Raw genomic sequence first — 14,946 nt, forward strand, 5'->3', positions numbered from 1 at the left:
AAAACAATGCCCGCCCCCTATGCTCATTTGTTATAGCGTATGGAGTAGCCTTCCAGGATTGGCAAGCATGGATTTCCGGCAGCTCAGGACCTTCAGTTGCGTGGCGGAGCTCGGCAGCCTGTCCAAGGCCTCCGACACGTTGCGCGTGGCGCAGCCGGCGCTCTCCAGGCAGATTAAGCTCCTGGAACACGAGCTGCGCACCGAACTCTTCACGCGCAACGGCCGCGGCATGGTGCTGACCGAGGCCGGCCGCCTGCTGCTCGCACGCACCTCCGGCATCGTGCGGCAGATCGACCAGATCCGCGACGACATCCAGTCGGCCAAGGGGCCGCCGTCCGGCCAGGTCGTGCTCGGCCTGGTTCCGACCGTGAGTTGCGTGCTGTCGGCGCGCTTTGCACGGCGCTGTGTCGAAAAATTTCCCGGCATCTCGCTGCGCATCGTCGAGAGCTACAGCGGGCATTTGGTCGAATGGCTGCATCGCGGCGAGATGGATCTCGCCATCCTGTACGGCCGCTCGGCCGACCTGCATCTGAACGTGCAGAGCCTGGGGCGCGACAACATCGTCGCGGTCGGTCCGCGCGGCTGCGGCTTGGCGCGCAAGAAGAGCGTCGACATCGGCTGGCTGCTGCGGCAACGGCTGGTGCTGCCCTCTCATTCCCACGGCCTTCGGGCGCTGATCGAGCACGCTGCGGCCCAGCGCAAGATCAAGCTCGACGTCCAGCTGGAAGCGGACTCCTTCCGCGTGCTGACGAGCCTGGTCGAGGAGGGCCTCGGCTTCGCGCTGCTGCCGCCGTCCTCTGTCCACGGCGAGGTCGCGGACGGGCGGCTGGAAACCGCACCGGTATCCAAGCCGATGACGCGCGAGCTCATTTTTGCCTCTCCAATCGACCGCCCGGCCTCGACGGCCTCGCTCGCCATCACCGCGCTGCTGCGCGAGGAGGTCGCCGCCTGCCGCAAGGACGGCGTGTGGGACATCAGGTTGAGTTAGATGGCGTGTCGTAGAACAGCCGCGCGCGGTCGTGCCTTCGCATCTGGCGCGAGCTGTCATGCCGGAATTTTATAGCGGGGCTGCCGCCGAGCTTTCTGCGACCAGTGTTATACGCGCAAGTCGCCTCGACATTGCGAGCGTAGCGAAGCAATCCAGGAATCTTTCCGCAGTGGCAGCCTGGATTGCTTCGTCGCTTCGCTCCTCGCAATGACGGTAGGAGAGGGCTCAGCCCGGAATCCGCACCGGCAGCGTCTCATATCCCTTGATGAAGCTCGAATAGATCCGCTTGGGCTCGCCGACCACCTCGATGCGGTCGAAGCGCTTCAGCATCTCCTCCCAGACGATCTTGAGCTGCAGCTCGGCGAGCCGCATGCCGACGCAGCGGTGGATGCCGAAGCCGAAGGACAGGTGCGTGCGCGGCCGCGGGCGGTCGATGATGAACTCGTTCGGCTTGTCGAACATCTCCTCGTCGCGATTGCCGGAGACGTACCACATCACGACCCGGTCGCCCTTCCTGATGTGCTTGCCGCCGATCTCGGTGTCCTGGAGCGCAGTACGCCGCATATGCGCCAGCGGCGTCTGCCAGCGGATCACCTCCGGCACCATGGAATCGATCAGCTCCGGATTTTCGCGCAGCTTGTCGTACTGCTCCGGGTTCTCGTTCAGCGCCAGCACGGAGCCGGTCATGGTGTTGCGCGTGGTGTCGTTGCCGCCGACGATGAGCAGGATGATGTTGCCCATGAGGTTGTCGGGATCCATGTGGCGCGTGGCCTCGTTGTGCGCCATCAGCGACAACAGGTCGTTGCGCGGCGCGGAGTTGACACGCTCGTTCCAGAGCTTGGACATGTAGGCGTAGCACTCGTCCATCTCGCGGCGGCGCTCTTCGGCGCTGGCGACGATGCCGCTCTTGGGCAGCGCGGTGGAAACGTCGGACCAGCGCGTCAACTTGCGCCGCTCCTCCCAGGGGAAGTCGAACAGGGTCGCCAGCATCTGCGTGGTCAGCTCGATGGAAACGCGCTCGACGAAGTTGAACGTCTCGTTGCGCGGCAGATTGTCCAGCACGGTCTGCGAGCGCTGTCGGATCAGCTTTGCCAGCTCGTCCAGGTGTGTCGGCGTGAACATCGGCGACACCGTCTTGCGCTGCGCCGAATGCCGGGGCTGGTCCATCGCGATGAAGCTCGGATAGTCGTAGCCTTCCGGCACGTCGCGGATCGAGATGCCGCCGAGCTTGGAATCCGAGGAGAAGATGCCGTGATTGGTGTCGACATGCATGATGTCGTTGTACTTCACCACCGACCAGTACGGCTCGATCGGCGCATTGGTGCAGTAATGCACCGGCTCTTCCTTGCGCAGCCGCTCGAACCAGGGCCACAGCGTGTCGTCCTGGAACAACCGGGGCGCGCCGGGGTGGAATTGCGACAACGGCGTCGCATAGGCCTCCTCGCGGGCCCTGCGCATGCGTTCGGCCTTGTCCACTTTAACCGGCGCTTGGATGTTCATGATCGTGGCTCCGTTGCGTTCGACTCACGCAGCAATCTTCACCGGCAGCGTTTCGATACCCTTTACAAAACTCGAATAGACCCGGGTGGGTTCGCCGACCACATCAATATGGTCGAACCGCTTGAGAATTTCCTCCCAAATAATCTTGAGCTGGAGCTCGGCGAGCCGCAGGCCGACGCAGCGATGGATGCCGAAGCCGAAGGACAGGTGCGTACGCGGGCGGGCGCGGTCGATGATGAACTCGTAGGGCCTGTCGATCACGTCCTCGTCGCGGTTGCCCGAGACGTACCACATCACGACCTTGTCACCCTTCTTGATCTGCTTGCCGCGGAACTCGAAATCGGAGAGCGCGGTGCGGCGCATATGCGCGAGCGGCGTCTGCCAGCGGATCACCTCCGGCACGAAACTGTCGAGCAGGTCAGGGTTCTCGCGCAGCTTGCGATATTGCTCCGGATGCTGGCTCAGCGCGAGAAGCGAGCCCGACATGGTGTTGCGCGTGGTGTCGTTGCCGCCGACGATCAGGAGGATAAGATTGCCGAGGAAGTTCTTCGCATCCATGTCGCGCGTAGCAGTGCCATGCGCCATCATCGACAATAGGTCGCTCTTCGGCGGCTGTTCGATGCGCTCCTTCCACAGCCTCGAGAAATAGGCCGCGCATTCGGCGAGTTCGGCCATCCGCTCGTCCTCGGTGGCGACGAGACCGTCCGGGCCGGGAATCGTGGTGGCGACGTCGGACCAGCGCGTCAGCTTGCGGCGATCCTCCCAGGGGAAGTCGAACAGCACCGCCAGCATCTGCGTGGTGAGCTCGATCGAGACGCGATCGACCCAGTCGAACACCTCGCCACGGGGAAGATTGTCCAGGCACTCGGCCGAGCGCTTGCGGATGTTGATGGCGAGATTGTCCAGGTGTGTCGGCGTGAACATCGGCGCCACGGTCTTGCGCTGGGCGGCATGGCGCGGCGGGTCCATCGAGATGAAACTCTCACGGCGCAGATCCGGATCGATGTCGCGGATGGTGATGCCGCCGAGCGCGGAGGCCGAGGAGAACACCGCATGGTTGGTCTCGATCTCCATGATGTCGTTGTAGCGCGTCACCGACCAATACGGCCCGAACATCGAGTCCTTGCAGTAATGCACGGGATCCTCGCGGCGCAGCCGGTCGAAATAGGGCCAGAACGTATCGGTTCTGAACAATTCGGGGTCGCCGGGATCGAACTGCTCCAGCGGCAGCGACATCGCGCGCTCGCGCAAGGCGTCGAGCTTGGCCGCGCTTTCGATGGTCCCATGCATGACCGTTCTCCCTGAATATGAACCGCGCGTCGTTGAATTCTGCGCTGCGGTATTTGATTTGCAATTACAGCCGGTTGTCTGCGCCGGGGCAAGGGAGAGTTTTGCCTCATCCAGCCTTCACGAGCGCGTTGCACGATCGTCACGGCGCCACGAGAACGTGACCTCCCGCACGCCGAACGACAGAGAATCGTGCGAGAAACCCGCTGGAATCGAGCTAAATCGAACCCGCTCATCTTGGGGATCGACTAATCTCTGATCTATAGTTTGGCCGGAACAGATCCGCATCCCGAGGTTGCCGCCGTGAACGACATGCAATGGACCCCGATCGGGTCCGAACCCTTGCCCCCGCCGCTGCCGGCGACGCGGGTCGATTTCTCCGGCAGCCGCTCCGAGTTCCGCAAAATGGTCACCAAGGGTGCCATGCTCGAGCTCGTGACCTTCGGCTTCTACCGGTTTTGGCTCGTCACCGACATCCGCCGTCATCTGTGGACGCACACCGCGATCGATGGCGATGCGGCCGAATACACCGGACGGGCCAAGGAGCTCCTGGTCGGCTTCCTGTTCGCGCTCGCGATCCTGTTGCCGATCTATCTCGCCTATTTTCTCATTGGCATCGAGTTCGAGCGCTGGCAGGCCTTTGCCTCGACGCCGCTATTCATCGCCTTCTACGCCTTCGGCCAGTTCGCGATTTTTCGCGCGCGGCGCTACCGCCTGACCCGCACGGTCTGGCGCGGCGTCCGCTTCTGGATGGACGGCTCCGGCTGGGCTTACGCGTTTCGCGCCATGCTATGGGGCTTGCTGGTGCTCCTGACGCTCGGTCTCGCGCTGCCCTGGCGCGCGGCGGCGCTCGAACGCTACAAGATGCGGCACACCCATTACGGCGATCTCCGCGGCGATTTCGACGCCGACGGCTGGACCTTCTTCAAGCGCGGCTGGTGGCTCTGGCTGCTCAGCCCGATCGCGCTCCTCATCTTCCCGCTCGCACCGTTCTTCTACGCCGAGTTCAAGGCGCGCGAATGGCGCTGGTGGCTCGATGGCATCCGCATCGGTGGCGTCAGCCTGTCCTCGGAATTGCCTCATGATGCCTTCTACGGCCTGTATTGGAAAGTGATCGGCTGGTGGATGCTGCTCACGGTCGCGTTCGCAGCCTATATGGGCGGCAGCGCCTTCCTGGTCGTCTCGCTCACAGGCGTTTCCGCCGAGGAGATCTTCGCCGGCGACAATGCGACGAAGAGCATCCCGATGGTGGCGATGATGGTGATCGGCTATTTCGCGCTCGCTCTTGCCATCAACATCGTCATGCGGGTCTATCTTCAACGCGATCTTTGGGCCAAGGTGCTGGAGACCGTCGAGGTGCACGACATCGCGGCCGCGGCGGACGTACGCGGCAGCGGTCAGCTTGCCGGCGCGCTCGGCGAAGGCTTTGCCGATGGACTGGATGTTGCAGGATTTTGAGCCTTGAGTGATGTGTTCGCCGATACCCCTGTGCAGTCCGGCAAGCCGACAATCTTCTTCGACGGCGTGTCCAGCCGCAGGCGGCAGGTGACGCTGATCCTCGGCGATGCGCTCGAGATCCACGAAGAGGGCGGAACGCTCCTTCATTGGCCCTATGCCGACGTTCGCCGCGCCGACAGTCCCCCCGGAATCCTGCGCCTGGCTGCGACGTCTGCACCGCCTCTGGCGCGGCTGGAGATCCGCGATGCCGTGCTCGCCACGGACGTAGCCGCGCGCTGCACGCGTCTCGACGAGCACCGGACGACGCGCAGCGGCGTCGCGAAAATCGTGAGCTGGTCGGTTGCCGCCACCGTCTCCATCGTCTGCGTCGTCCTGTTCGGCGTTCCGCTCGCCGCCGACCGACTCGCGCCGCTGGTGCCGAAACCCGTGGAACGGCGCATCGGCGATGCCGCCGAAGTGCAGATGAAGACCATCTTCGGCCGCGGCGTGTGCGAAGACCCCGCGGGCAAGGCCGCGTTCACGAAGCTCGTCAACCGCCTGCGCGATGCGGCCGGCCTCGACGACACAATGACGGCCGGCGTGCTGCCGAGCTCGATACCGAATGCCTTCGCGCTGCCCGGCGGCAAGGTGTTCGTGCTGAAGGGCCTGCTCGACAAGGCCGAGAGTCCCGACGAGCTCGCCGGCATCCTCGCCCACGAGCTCGGCCATCTCAAGCATTACGACAACATGCGCGGCCTGATCTACAACGGCGGCACCTCGTTCCTGATCGGCCTCTTGTTCGGCGACATCACCGGCTCCTCGGCCGTGATCTTCGCCTCGCGCAGCCTGGTCGAAGCGTCCTATTCGCGCGAAGCCGAGACCGGCGCCGACACTTTCGCGATCGAGATCATGCATGCGCTCGGCCGGTCGCCGAAGCCCGCGGCCCAGCTGATGTTCCGCATCACCGGCAAAGAGGGCGGCTCCGGCCTGACGAATATCCTCGCCAGCCATCCGCTGACCGAGGACCGCCTCGCGCGCATGACGAAGGAGGACCGGCCCGCCAGCGGCCCGCCGCTGCTGACCGACAAGGAGTGGCAGGCACTGAAGGGCATTTGCGGCAGCGGGAAGGTGTGACGGCCCGCTCCTGGCGCATCACTTCGCCGGCGCAGCCGGTGGATTCGATCCGGTGGTGACGTTCGGCGCCGTGTTCGGGTTCGAGGTCGTGGTCTGGGGACCGAACTCGCGACCATTGTAGAAGAAGACGGCCGCGACCACGGCGATCACGAAGATCGCGCCGACTGCCCAGCCGACCGGGCTGTTGCGGCGCGCTCTGTCGGCCCTGCGGTCGTCATTCTGATAGGTCATCGTTGCTCTCCATCGCAAAGCAGGAGAACCTCGCGCGGTGGAAGCTGTTCCTAAAACGCGCCCAGCACTTACCGCGTTCCGTAGGCGCGGTCGCCGGCATCGCCGAGGCCCGGCAGGATGAACCTGTTGTCGTCGAGCCCTTCATCCACCGCCGCCGTCCAGATCGGCACGTCCGGGTGCAATCCGCGCAGCCGTTCGAGCCCCTCCGGGGCGGCGATCAGGCAGGCGAGGCGGATGTCCCTGGCGCCGCGCTCCTTCAGCCGGTCGATGGCGGCGACGGCGGTGTTGGCGGTGGCGACCACCGGCGTCACCACGATGGCGAGGCGCTCGCTGAGGTCAGACGGCGATTTGAAGAAATACTCCACCGCGGCAAAGCTGTGCGGCTCGCGGTAGAGCCCGATATGGGCGACGCGCGCGGTCGGCACCAGATCCATCATGCCGTCGACGAAGGTGGTGCCGGCGCGCAGCATCGGCACGAATACCAGCTTCTTGCCGGCGATCTTGGCCGAATGCATCGTCGCCAGCGGCGTCTCGATCACGGTGTCGGTGAGCGGCAGGTCGCGCGTCACCTCGTAGCACAGCAACATGCCGATCTCCTTGATCAGCTCGCGGAACGACTTGGTCGAGATGGACTTGTCCCGCACCAGCGTCAGCTTGTGCTGCACCAGCGGATGATCGACGATCGTGACGCCTTCCATGATGAGATGCTCTTGCTTTTCCCTTCTCCCCTTGTGGGAGAAGGTGGCGCGAAGCGCCGGATGAGGGGTATCTCTCCGCGAACTCCACCTGAGAGATGTGCCCGCGGCGACAACCCCTCACCCGGCTTCGCTTCGCGAAGCCACCCTCTCCCACAAGGGGAGAGGGTTTAAAACACCGTGCCGTCGCTGATCACCTTGAGCGGCGGCGATCCATCGGGACGGCGTGCAAATGCGATGGCGCGGCCCGTCGCCCACGTGCCGCCTTCGAGGATGCTCGCAAGCGGCAAGGTCCGAGGGGTGCGGCCGAGCTTGGCGCGAATGCGCTCCGCCAACCTGTCGAGCAATGCAATTGTCAGCGCGCGCCACTCCACGACGAGCAGCGAATCCACTTCATGCGCACGCGCGGCATCGGCGGCATCGCGCAGGCGCAGCACGTCATGATCGACGAACAGACCGCCGTTGCGGTATTCGGCGAGCCCGGTCAGGCCATCGATGTCGGTCACCTCAAAGCCGGCGCGCTGCAGCGGCTCGATCAGCGAATAGCTCAGCCATTGCGACAGCTTGTGCAGCGGCACGAGGCCTGCCGTGCCGTCGTCCGCCTTGATCGCCGGATGTCGCCAGCAATCGCCGAGCGGCACGCCCGCAAGCTCAAGTCGCGACGGCCAGATCGGCCCGAGCCGGTTCAGCACCGCGGACAGGATCGCGGGCGCAGCGACGGCGCCGCCGATCGCATGCGCTGCGATATGATCGAACAGCCCGCCCGGCCGCGGCGTATCGTGCAAGCCGAACACGTCCGCACGCTCCGAGACCTGCCTGCCCAGACGCCGCAGCAGGTCGGTGCGTCCCTCCAGGCCGAGCAGCGGATTGGCCTCGGTCACCTGAAAGGCGGAGGTGAGTGAGCCAAGAGGCAGTCTTTCAAGCACCTCCGCATCGGCCCTGAACGGCGCACGCGCATCGCGCGAAAACAGCCCGCTCGCGAACATGTCGAGGCTCGCGATCGCGAGCCCTTCCGATCGCCCTACGTCTGCTCCCGTCACGCTGTCGCGATAGCGCCAAGCTGCGCCGGCGCCGGCATCGAGCAGCACGCTGACGATGGCGAGGTCGAACTCGGCGCGCGCTTGCGCCGCGCGATCCGGCCAGGACGCAGCATCGGCAAGCCGGGCCCAGCGGTCGACGCCGCCGAGCACGAAGTGCCGCCAGCGCGCATGGAAGGGAATGTCAAGCGTCGGATAGGCTTTACGGGTCACCGCGAGCACGGCATCGGCAACGCCATCGATGCGGTCGAGATCGACCGTGAAATGGGTGAGCCCGCCGGCAAGGCCGAGCTCGAGCATCTGCCCGGCGCGCGCGCGCACCGCCTTTGCGGTGAGCAGCGCGCGTGCCTGCGATTCCAAAGCGTCCGCCATCGCGATCAGTATTTTTCCAGCGAACGCCCGACCACGCCGTTCACGTCCTTTTCCGGTGCGATGTCGGTCGAGTAGTAGCCCGCGGCCTTCTTGGCGGCGATCTCGACATGGGCGTCGGCGGGAATCAGCTCCAGCGGGATCGGCACACGCTCGACGATGTCGATGCCTTGCGAGGTCAACGCGTCGTATTTCATGTCGCTCATCGACAGGAAGCGGTCGATGCGCTTGAGGCCGAGCCAATGGATCGTATCCGGCATCAATTGCTGGAAGCGCGCGTCCTGGACGCCAGCCACGCATTCGGTGCGCTCGAAATAAGCGGCGGCCGCATCGCCGTCCTCCTGCCGCTTGCGCGCATTGTAGACCAGGAATTTGGTGACCTCGCCGAGCGCGCGGCCTTCTTTGCGGTTGTAGACGACGAGCCCGAGCCCGCCCTCCTGCGCGCCGCGCGCGGATTCCTCGATGCCGTGGATCAGATAGGGCCGGCAGGTGCAGACGTCGGAGCCGAACACATCGGACCCGTTGCACTCGTCATGCACGCGGCAGGTGATCCTGGTGCGATGGTCCGGCAGTTTCGTCACGTCGCCGAACAGGTAGACCGTGGTGCCGCCGATCGGCGGCAGGAATACCTTCATGTCCGGGCGCGTCACCAGCTCCGGGAACATCCCGGCGGTCTGCTCGAACAGCGTGCGCCGCAGCTCGGTCTCGCCGGTGCCGAAGCGCGCCGCAAGGCCCGGCAGGTACCACACCGGATCGATCGCGATCTTCACCACCGACACGCTGCCATTGGCGTGCACGACCTCGCCATCGGCGCGCAGCCGCTTTGCGGCGAGCGCATCGCGAATCTCCGGCAGGTCGAGCCGCGCGCGCGTCACCGCGATGCTCGGGCGGATGTCCGCGCCCTCGGCGATCTCCTGGCGAAAATTCTCGGCGACCAGATGCCCCCAGGGATCGAGCGCGACGATTTTTGTGGGATCGGTCCATTGCTCGAACGGACCGATGGTGGCGGCCGGAAAGGTATTGGTGAGGTCAGGACGCCTGATCGGGTCCAGCGCCCCGGCGGAGACCGCGAGCGCGCGGTACATCGCGTAGGACCCGCCATGGCTGCCGATCACGTTGCGATCCCCGGCGCGCGACACCGTACCGATGATCGGCCCGCGCGCGCGCGCATCAGCGGCGCCCCAATGGATGGGAAAGGCGGCCTTCCGGCCCGGCTCCGGATGGGAGGTCAGGCGGATGTGGTCGGTACGGTTGGCACGGCTCATGTCCAGGCTCCCAAAAAGCCAACGGCCCGCCGCTCGGACGGGCCTGGCTCACTTGCGACGCCGAACCGGCGGCGCAAGCTCAATCCAACATATTGTAGCGGCCGGCGACGACAGACAAGTTAATCGTGGCAGGGCGCAGGGGCCGTTCGGGGCCAAATTCCCGTCATCGAGAGGGCCGTCAGGCCGTCGCATCCGATGCCAGCGCGCCCATCGCGCTTGCCACTCGGCCTGCGAGGCCAGTTTAAGGAATTGAAATAGTTCCATTTTTCGTGTTTTCAAGGTGTTGCTTCGTTTCGTGCGATGGGCTTCAAGTTCGGCGCACCGCGCTGCCCTGCCTTGGAGACTGCTATGCCTGCCGCCAGCTACATCGATCCCCGCAACGGAAAGCTCTATCCCTTGGACCAGCCGCGCTGGTGCTCGGACGAGCGCACGCCGCTGCTGGTGACGCCGGGGGCGGGCATCTCACGCGAGGACATCGATGGCCGAACGCGCTCGCTGTGGCGCTATCGGGCGGCGCTGCCGGTCGAGATCGAGAACCCGATCACGCTCGGCGAGGGCTGCACGCCGCTGGCCCAGCAGGACTGGGGCGCGCTGCGCCCGCTGTTCAAGCTCGAATGGTTCAACCCGACCGGCAGCTTCAAGGACCGCGGCTCGGCGGTGATGCTGTCGTTCCTGCGACAGATCGGCGTGGACGCCATTCTGGAGGATTCCTCCGGCAACGGCGGCTCGTCGATGGCGGGGCTGGGGGCGGCCGGCGGCATGCGCGTCAAGATTCTGGCGCCGGCCTCGACGTCGCCGGCCAAGATCGCGCAGGTGCGCGCCTACGGCGCGACCGTGCAGCTCGTGGAGGGCCCGCGCGAGGAATCCGAGGCCGAGGCCATCCGGCAGTCGAGCCAGACCTTCTACGCCAGCCACAATTGGCAGCCGTTCTTCCTCGAAGGCACCAAGTCGCTGGCCTACGAGATCTGGGAAGATCTGGGATTCCGCGCGCCCGACAACATCATCGTTCCCGTCGGCGCCGGCAGCAGTCTGCTGGGTTGCGCCTTCGGCTTCCGCGAGCTGATGAAGGCCGGGCAGATCTCGAAGCTGCCGCGCCTGTTCGCGGCGCAGCCGCTCAATTGCTCGCCGATCGATGCAAGCTTCAAGGCCGGTGTCGATACGCCCGTCGCGCGCGGGGTGAGCAAGACCGTTGCCGAGGGCACCGCGATCAAGACTCCCCTCCGCCTGCGTGAGATCATCGCCGCCCTGCGCGAGAGCGGCGGCGCCACCATCGCGCTCACCGAGGACGAGATCGTCGCCGCCCTGCGCCGCCTCGCGCGCCAGGGCCTGTTTGCCGAGCCGACCAGCGCCAGCGCGGCTGCGGCGCTCGACAAGCTCGCCGCAACCGGCGCCATCAATGCGAACGAAACAACGGTCGCCGTTCTCACCGGCACCGGCCTCAAGGCCGCAACCACCGTCGCCGACCTCGTGCAGTAGTCTCGCGCTTACCCTCCCGCTCCAGGCTCCTGGAGAGGCTTGGAGAGAGAACGCGAGCGCCCGCCGGCGTCCGCCAGCACCTTCCACTGGAACAGCGGCGAGTCCTTTGGCGGCGAGAGCTGCGGGGTCCAGCCGGTGAGCTTTTCGATCACATAAGTATCAGCCACGACGCCGCGCCAACGGCGTTCGACCGTGGCGAGTTGCTCGCGCTGCGCCGGAATGTGCTCCCACAGTGATGCGCGGTTGTCCGGCTCGCGCCCGACATAGATGCCGGCATGGCCCTTGATCCGGTCCATGCCAGGGTCGCGGAAATCCTGGAAACGGCCGCGCTCGTTGATCTCGATCACGGGCACGCGGCCCCGGAACAGCCAGCGCATCATGGCGTAGGTGCGGTAGTCCGTGGTTGCGATCCAGGTCGCGCCTGTTACGTCGAGGGCCGCTTGCGTCCGCGCGGCGACCTGCTCGTAGCCGGCCTCGGCGCCGATCGGGTCGATCTTGCCGAGCAGATTCCAGGGCGCGGCAACGTAGTAGAGGAACACGATGATGACGAAGGGAATGCCCGAGACGATCGCTGTCCTGGCCCAGAACAGCGAGGACCTCAGCATTCGGGCGGACCATCCCTCTTTCCTCATCGTGACGAGGTTGACCGCGGTGGCGGCAAAACCGACCGGCCACATGAACATCGGCCAGGTGTCGCCGACGCGAAGCGTCAGCGACTTGAAGAAGAAGTAGACGAACGGCACCAGCACCGCGCTCGACAAAAGGATCGCGACCGGCTCGCGCGTGCGATAGCCGCGCCACGCCGTCAGCACCAGGCCCATCAGCACCACCGGCAGCAAGACGAAACCGACCAGACCGAATTGCAGGCCGATGTAATCGCCGATCGTACGCAGCGAGACGCCGTAATTGGCGGTGGCGCGCACGCCCTGGAAACGGAACGAGGCCCAGTCGTGCTGCACGTTCCAGATCAGCACCGGCGAGAACACCGCTATCGCGACCAGGACGGCGAGATAGGGGTACGGACTGCGCAGCCAGCGCCAGCGCCAATCCGGCACCAGCAGAAAGGCGGCAACGGCCGGCGCGAACATGACCACGGTAAATTTCGACAGCATCGCGAGGCCCGCGAACAGGCCGGCCGCCAACCACCAGCGGCCATCGCCGCTTTGCGCCAGCCGCACCAGCGACCACATCATCGCGACCGCGAACGGGATCATCGCGACGTCGGGCGCGACCTTTGCCATCAACAGGCCGTAATAAAGCGCGGCCTCCGGCATCAGCACCGCGAACACGATCGCGCGCGCATCATGGGTGAGGCGGCGGACGATGTCGGCGAGCAGTAGCTGCGTCACCAGCATCGCGACGATGCCGCCGAAGCGGACGCCGAGATTGGTGTCGCCGAAGATCGCGGTTCCGAAGCGGATCAGCCAGGCGATGCCGGGCGGATGATCGAGGAAGCTGAGCGCAGCCTCCTTCGACCAGGTCCAGTAATAGGCTTCGTCGGTGCGCAGCTCGATGGCCGAGGCATAGACGATGCGGAGCAGCGTCATCGCGGCGATGATCGCTGCGGCCATGAGGATCAGACGCCGTTCGGCGCCGTCAGGCTTTGCAGAGATGTCGGGAGCGATCGTCACGGCGGCGCTTTTCCCCGACTTGGAAGGGGGAGTCAATGTGGGGCCGTCGTCCCTGTGATCCTGCTGGCTGTCCATATCGGAAATTAAAGGTTACGCTGGCTGGTCTCCTCCAGGACCTGACACAACCGAATCATGGCCACCGCTCCCACACAGATGTCAGTCGTCCGCGCCGCCGGGGTGCGGCAGGTGCGACTCGTTTGCGGCATCATCCTGTTCGCCTTTGTGGTCAGTCATTTCCTCAACCACGCGCTCGGCAACATCTCGGTCGATGCCATGGAGACCGGGGTCTACTACCACACGCTGTTCTGGCAGTTCCTCCCGGTCGCGATCGTGTTCTACACGGCCGCCCTCACCCATATGGGCCTCGGCGTCTACGCGCTGTATCAGCGCCGCCAGTTCCGCTGGCGAACGATCGAGCCGCTCCAGCTCGTGCTCGGCTTGAGCATCCCCGTCCTCGTCATGGGCCATGTCATTGGCGTGCGGCTCGCGCAGACGCTGTACGGACACGAGAAGCTGTATCCGCAGGAGCTCTATTTGTTCTTCGTCGCGGCGCCGGGCCTGCTCTGGCAGATGACGATCCTGCTTCTCATCGCCTGGGTGCACGGCTGCATCGGCGTCTATTTCTGGCTTCGGCTGAAGCCGTTCTTCACACGCGCGGCGCCCTATCTGCTCGCGGCCGCCGTGCTGATCCCGACGCTATCGCTGCTCGGCATCTACCAGGGCGGCCGCAGCGTCGCCGCCGACAGTGACGACGGCGAATGGCGTAAGCAGCATCTCGCCCGCAGCAAGGTCGGCACGGTTGCGGAAGGCAACACGCTCGAGCGCATCGCGGGCGGTCTCACCATGGGCTATTTCGGTCTGTTGGGACTGGTGCTGGCGGCGCGCGGCGTGCGCGCCCTGCGCGAACGGCGCGGCGGCATGATCGCGCTGTCCTACGGCAACGGCAAGACGGTGCGGGTCCCCAAGGGCCTGTCGGTGCTGGAGGCGAGCCTGCGCCACAACGTGCCGCACGCCAGCGTCTGCGGCGGCCGCGCCCGCTGCTCGACCTGCCGCATCCGCATCATCGGCGATCATGATGCCCTGCCCACTCCGTCGCAGCGCGAGGCCTTCGTTCTCACCCGCGTCGGCACCGCCGATCCCTCGATCAGATTGGCCTGTCAGCTGCGTCCGACCTCCGATCTCTCGTTCTTCCAGCTCTTCGCAGCTCACACGCATGCAACGGACGGAGCCTCGACATCGGCCAGTATCGGCCAGGAGCGCTATCTCGTCAGCCTGTTCGTGGACATGCGCGGCTCGACGCAGCTGGCCGAGAAGCGCCTGCCGTTCGACACGGTCTTCATCGTCAACCGCTTCCTCGGCGCGGTGTCGCAAGCGGTGATCGAGAACGGCGGCCAGCCGAACCAGTTCGTCGGCGACGGCATGCTGGCGCTGTTCGGACTCGCAGCCGACCCGCAAACCGCCTGCCGGCACGCGATGAAGGCCGCCGCGGGAATCGCTGCGCATATCGACGAGCTCAACGATCTCCTGAGCCACGATCTGCGCCAGCCGATCCGCTTCGGCATCGGCATCCACGGCGGCGAGGTCATCATCGGCGACATCGGCTATCGCGATCACATCGTCTTCACCGCGCTCGGCGATGCCGTCAACGTCGCCGCCCGCCTGCAGGACATGACCAAGACGCTGGCCTGCGAGGCGATCGTCTCGGACGAAGTGCGCCGTACCGCTGATATTGCCGACGACGCACTGCCGCAGCAGGAGGTCGCCATCCGCGGCCGCGACCAGCCGCTCGCAGTGCGCGTGGTGGCGAATGCGAGGGAGCTGGCGGCGCTGGTCGATCGCAGCAAGCGCGTGGCGGCGTGATTCTTTACCTCTCCCCGTAAGAACGGGGCGAGGGAG

General features: G+C 65.6%; 12 protein-coding genes. 5 read left to right on the forward strand and 7 right to left on the reverse strand.

Going from position 1 to position 14,946, the window contains the following annotated elements; genetic code table 11:
• Positions 1-67: 67 nt before the first annotated feature.
• Complete coding sequence (locus ACTEK7_RS23630) at positions 68-988, forward strand: LysR substrate-binding domain-containing protein (RefSeq protein WP_036009724.1); 921 nt, start codon at positions 68-70, stop codon at positions 986-988.
• 225 nt (positions 989-1,213) lie between these two features.
• On the opposite strand, the gene ACTEK7_RS23635 is transcribed toward ACTEK7_RS23630, so the two are convergent.
• Both ACTEK7_RS23635 and ACTEK7_RS23640 read right to left on the reverse strand, forming a co-directional pair.
• Positions 1,214-2,488 carry a cytochrome P450 gene (locus ACTEK7_RS23635; RefSeq protein WP_225148011.1) on the reverse strand — a complete coding sequence of 425 codons (1,275 nt, stop codon included), beginning with the start codon at positions 2,486-2,488 and terminating at the stop codon, positions 1,214-1,216.
• A gap of 24 nt (positions 2,489-2,512) precedes the next feature.
• A complete protein-coding gene (locus ACTEK7_RS23640) occupies positions 2,513-3,778 on the reverse strand; it encodes a cytochrome P450 (RefSeq protein WP_036009721.1) in 1,266 nt (421 codons plus the stop codon).
• A 300-nt stretch (positions 3,779-4,078) separates the two neighbouring features.
• On the opposite strand from ACTEK7_RS23640, the gene ACTEK7_RS23645 reads away from it, so the two are divergent.
• The gene (locus ACTEK7_RS23645; RefSeq protein WP_225148089.1) at positions 4,079-5,233 is read left to right on the forward strand and encodes a DUF898 domain-containing protein; all 1,155 of its coding nucleotides are present in this window, start codon (positions 4,079-4,081) and stop codon (positions 5,231-5,233) included.
• Positions 5,234-5,236: 3 nt separating this feature from the next.
• Complete coding sequence (locus tag ACTEK7_RS23650; protein ID WP_225148012.1) at positions 5,237-6,346, forward strand: M48 family metallopeptidase; 1,110 nt, start codon at positions 5,237-5,239, stop codon at positions 6,344-6,346.
• An 18-nt stretch (positions 6,347-6,364) separates the two neighbouring features.
• Here the strand turns inward: ACTEK7_RS23650 and ACTEK7_RS23655 are convergent, their stop codons facing one another.
• The 4 genes from ACTEK7_RS23655 to ACTEK7_RS23670 form a co-directional block, all read right to left on the reverse strand.
• Complete coding sequence (locus ACTEK7_RS23655; protein ID WP_225148013.1) at positions 6,365-6,577, reverse strand: hypothetical protein; 213 nt, start codon at positions 6,575-6,577, stop codon at positions 6,365-6,367.
• 68 nt (positions 6,578-6,645) lie between these two features.
• Positions 6,646-7,275, reverse strand: coding sequence for a uracil phosphoribosyltransferase (gene upp / locus ACTEK7_RS23660; protein ID WP_225148014.1), 630 nt, complete (start codon positions 7,273-7,275; stop codon positions 6,646-6,648).
• A 167-nt stretch (positions 7,276-7,442) separates the two neighbouring features.
• The gene (locus ACTEK7_RS23665; protein ID WP_225148015.1) at positions 7,443-8,681 is read right to left on the reverse strand and encodes a URC4/urg3 family protein; all 1,239 of its coding nucleotides are present in this window, start codon (positions 8,679-8,681) and stop codon (positions 7,443-7,445) included.
• Positions 8,682-8,686: 5 nt separating this feature from the next.
• The gene (locus tag ACTEK7_RS23670; protein ID WP_225148016.1) at positions 8,687-9,943 is read right to left on the reverse strand and encodes a GTP cyclohydrolase II; all 1,257 of its coding nucleotides are present in this window, start codon (positions 9,941-9,943) and stop codon (positions 8,687-8,689) included.
• 348 nt (positions 9,944-10,291) lie between these two features.
• Between ACTEK7_RS23670 and ACTEK7_RS23675 the strand changes: the two genes are divergently transcribed.
• Positions 10,292-11,419, forward strand: a complete 1,128-nt coding sequence (locus ACTEK7_RS23675) for a threonine synthase (protein ID WP_225148017.1) — start codon at positions 10,292-10,294, stop codon at positions 11,417-11,419.
• An 8-nt stretch (positions 11,420-11,427) separates the two neighbouring features.
• Here the strand turns inward: ACTEK7_RS23675 and ACTEK7_RS23680 are convergent, their stop codons facing one another.
• Positions 11,428-12,990, reverse strand: a complete 1,563-nt coding sequence (locus ACTEK7_RS23680; protein ID WP_225148090.1) for a glycosyltransferase family 39 protein — start codon at positions 12,988-12,990, stop codon at positions 11,428-11,430.
• Between the two features lie 192 nt (positions 12,991-13,182).
• Between ACTEK7_RS23680 and ACTEK7_RS23685 the strand changes: the two genes are divergently transcribed.
• Positions 13,183-14,910 (forward strand): adenylate/guanylate cyclase domain-containing protein, encoded by a 1,728-nt coding sequence (locus ACTEK7_RS23685; RefSeq protein ID WP_225148018.1) that lies wholly within the window; start codon positions 13,183-13,185, stop codon positions 14,908-14,910.
• Positions 14,911-14,946 lie beyond the last annotated feature (36 nt).

The sequence above is a fragment of the Bradyrhizobium sp. JHI2711 genome, assembly GCF_056156565.1.

Coding starts and splice junctions, on each gene's coding strand:
- ACTEK7_RS23630 (WP_036009724.1), top strand. CDS start 68: ATGGATTTCCGGCAGCTCAGGACCTTCAGTTGCGTGGCGGAGCTCGGC.
- ACTEK7_RS23635 (WP_225148011.1), bottom strand. CDS start 2,488: ATGAACATCCAAGCGCCGGTTAAAGTGGACAAGGCCGAACGCATGCGC.
- ACTEK7_RS23640 (WP_036009721.1), bottom strand. CDS start 3,778: ATGCATGGGACCATCGAAAGCGCGGCCAAGCTCGACGCCTTGCGCGAG.
- ACTEK7_RS23655 (WP_225148013.1), bottom strand. CDS start 6,577: ATGACCTATCAGAATGACGACCGCAGGGCCGACAGAGCGCGCCGCAAC.
- upp (WP_225148014.1), bottom strand. CDS start 7,275: ATGGAAGGCGTCACGATCGTCGATCATCCGCTGGTGCAGCACAAGCTG.
- ACTEK7_RS23665 (WP_225148015.1), bottom strand. CDS start 8,681: ATGGCGGACGCTTTGGAATCGCAGGCACGCGCGCTGCTCACCGCAAAG.
- ACTEK7_RS23670 (WP_225148016.1), bottom strand. CDS start 9,943: ATGAGCCGTGCCAACCGTACCGACCACATCCGCCTGACCTCCCATCCG.
- ACTEK7_RS23675 (WP_225148017.1), top strand. CDS start 10,292: ATGCCTGCCGCCAGCTACATCGATCCCCGCAACGGAAAGCTCTATCCC.
- ACTEK7_RS23680 (WP_225148090.1), bottom strand. CDS start 12,990: ATGGCCGCAGCGATCATCGCCGCGATGACGCTGCTCCGCATCGTCTAT.
- ACTEK7_RS23685 (WP_225148018.1), top strand. CDS start 13,183: ATGGCCACCGCTCCCACACAGATGTCAGTCGTCCGCGCCGCCGGGGTG.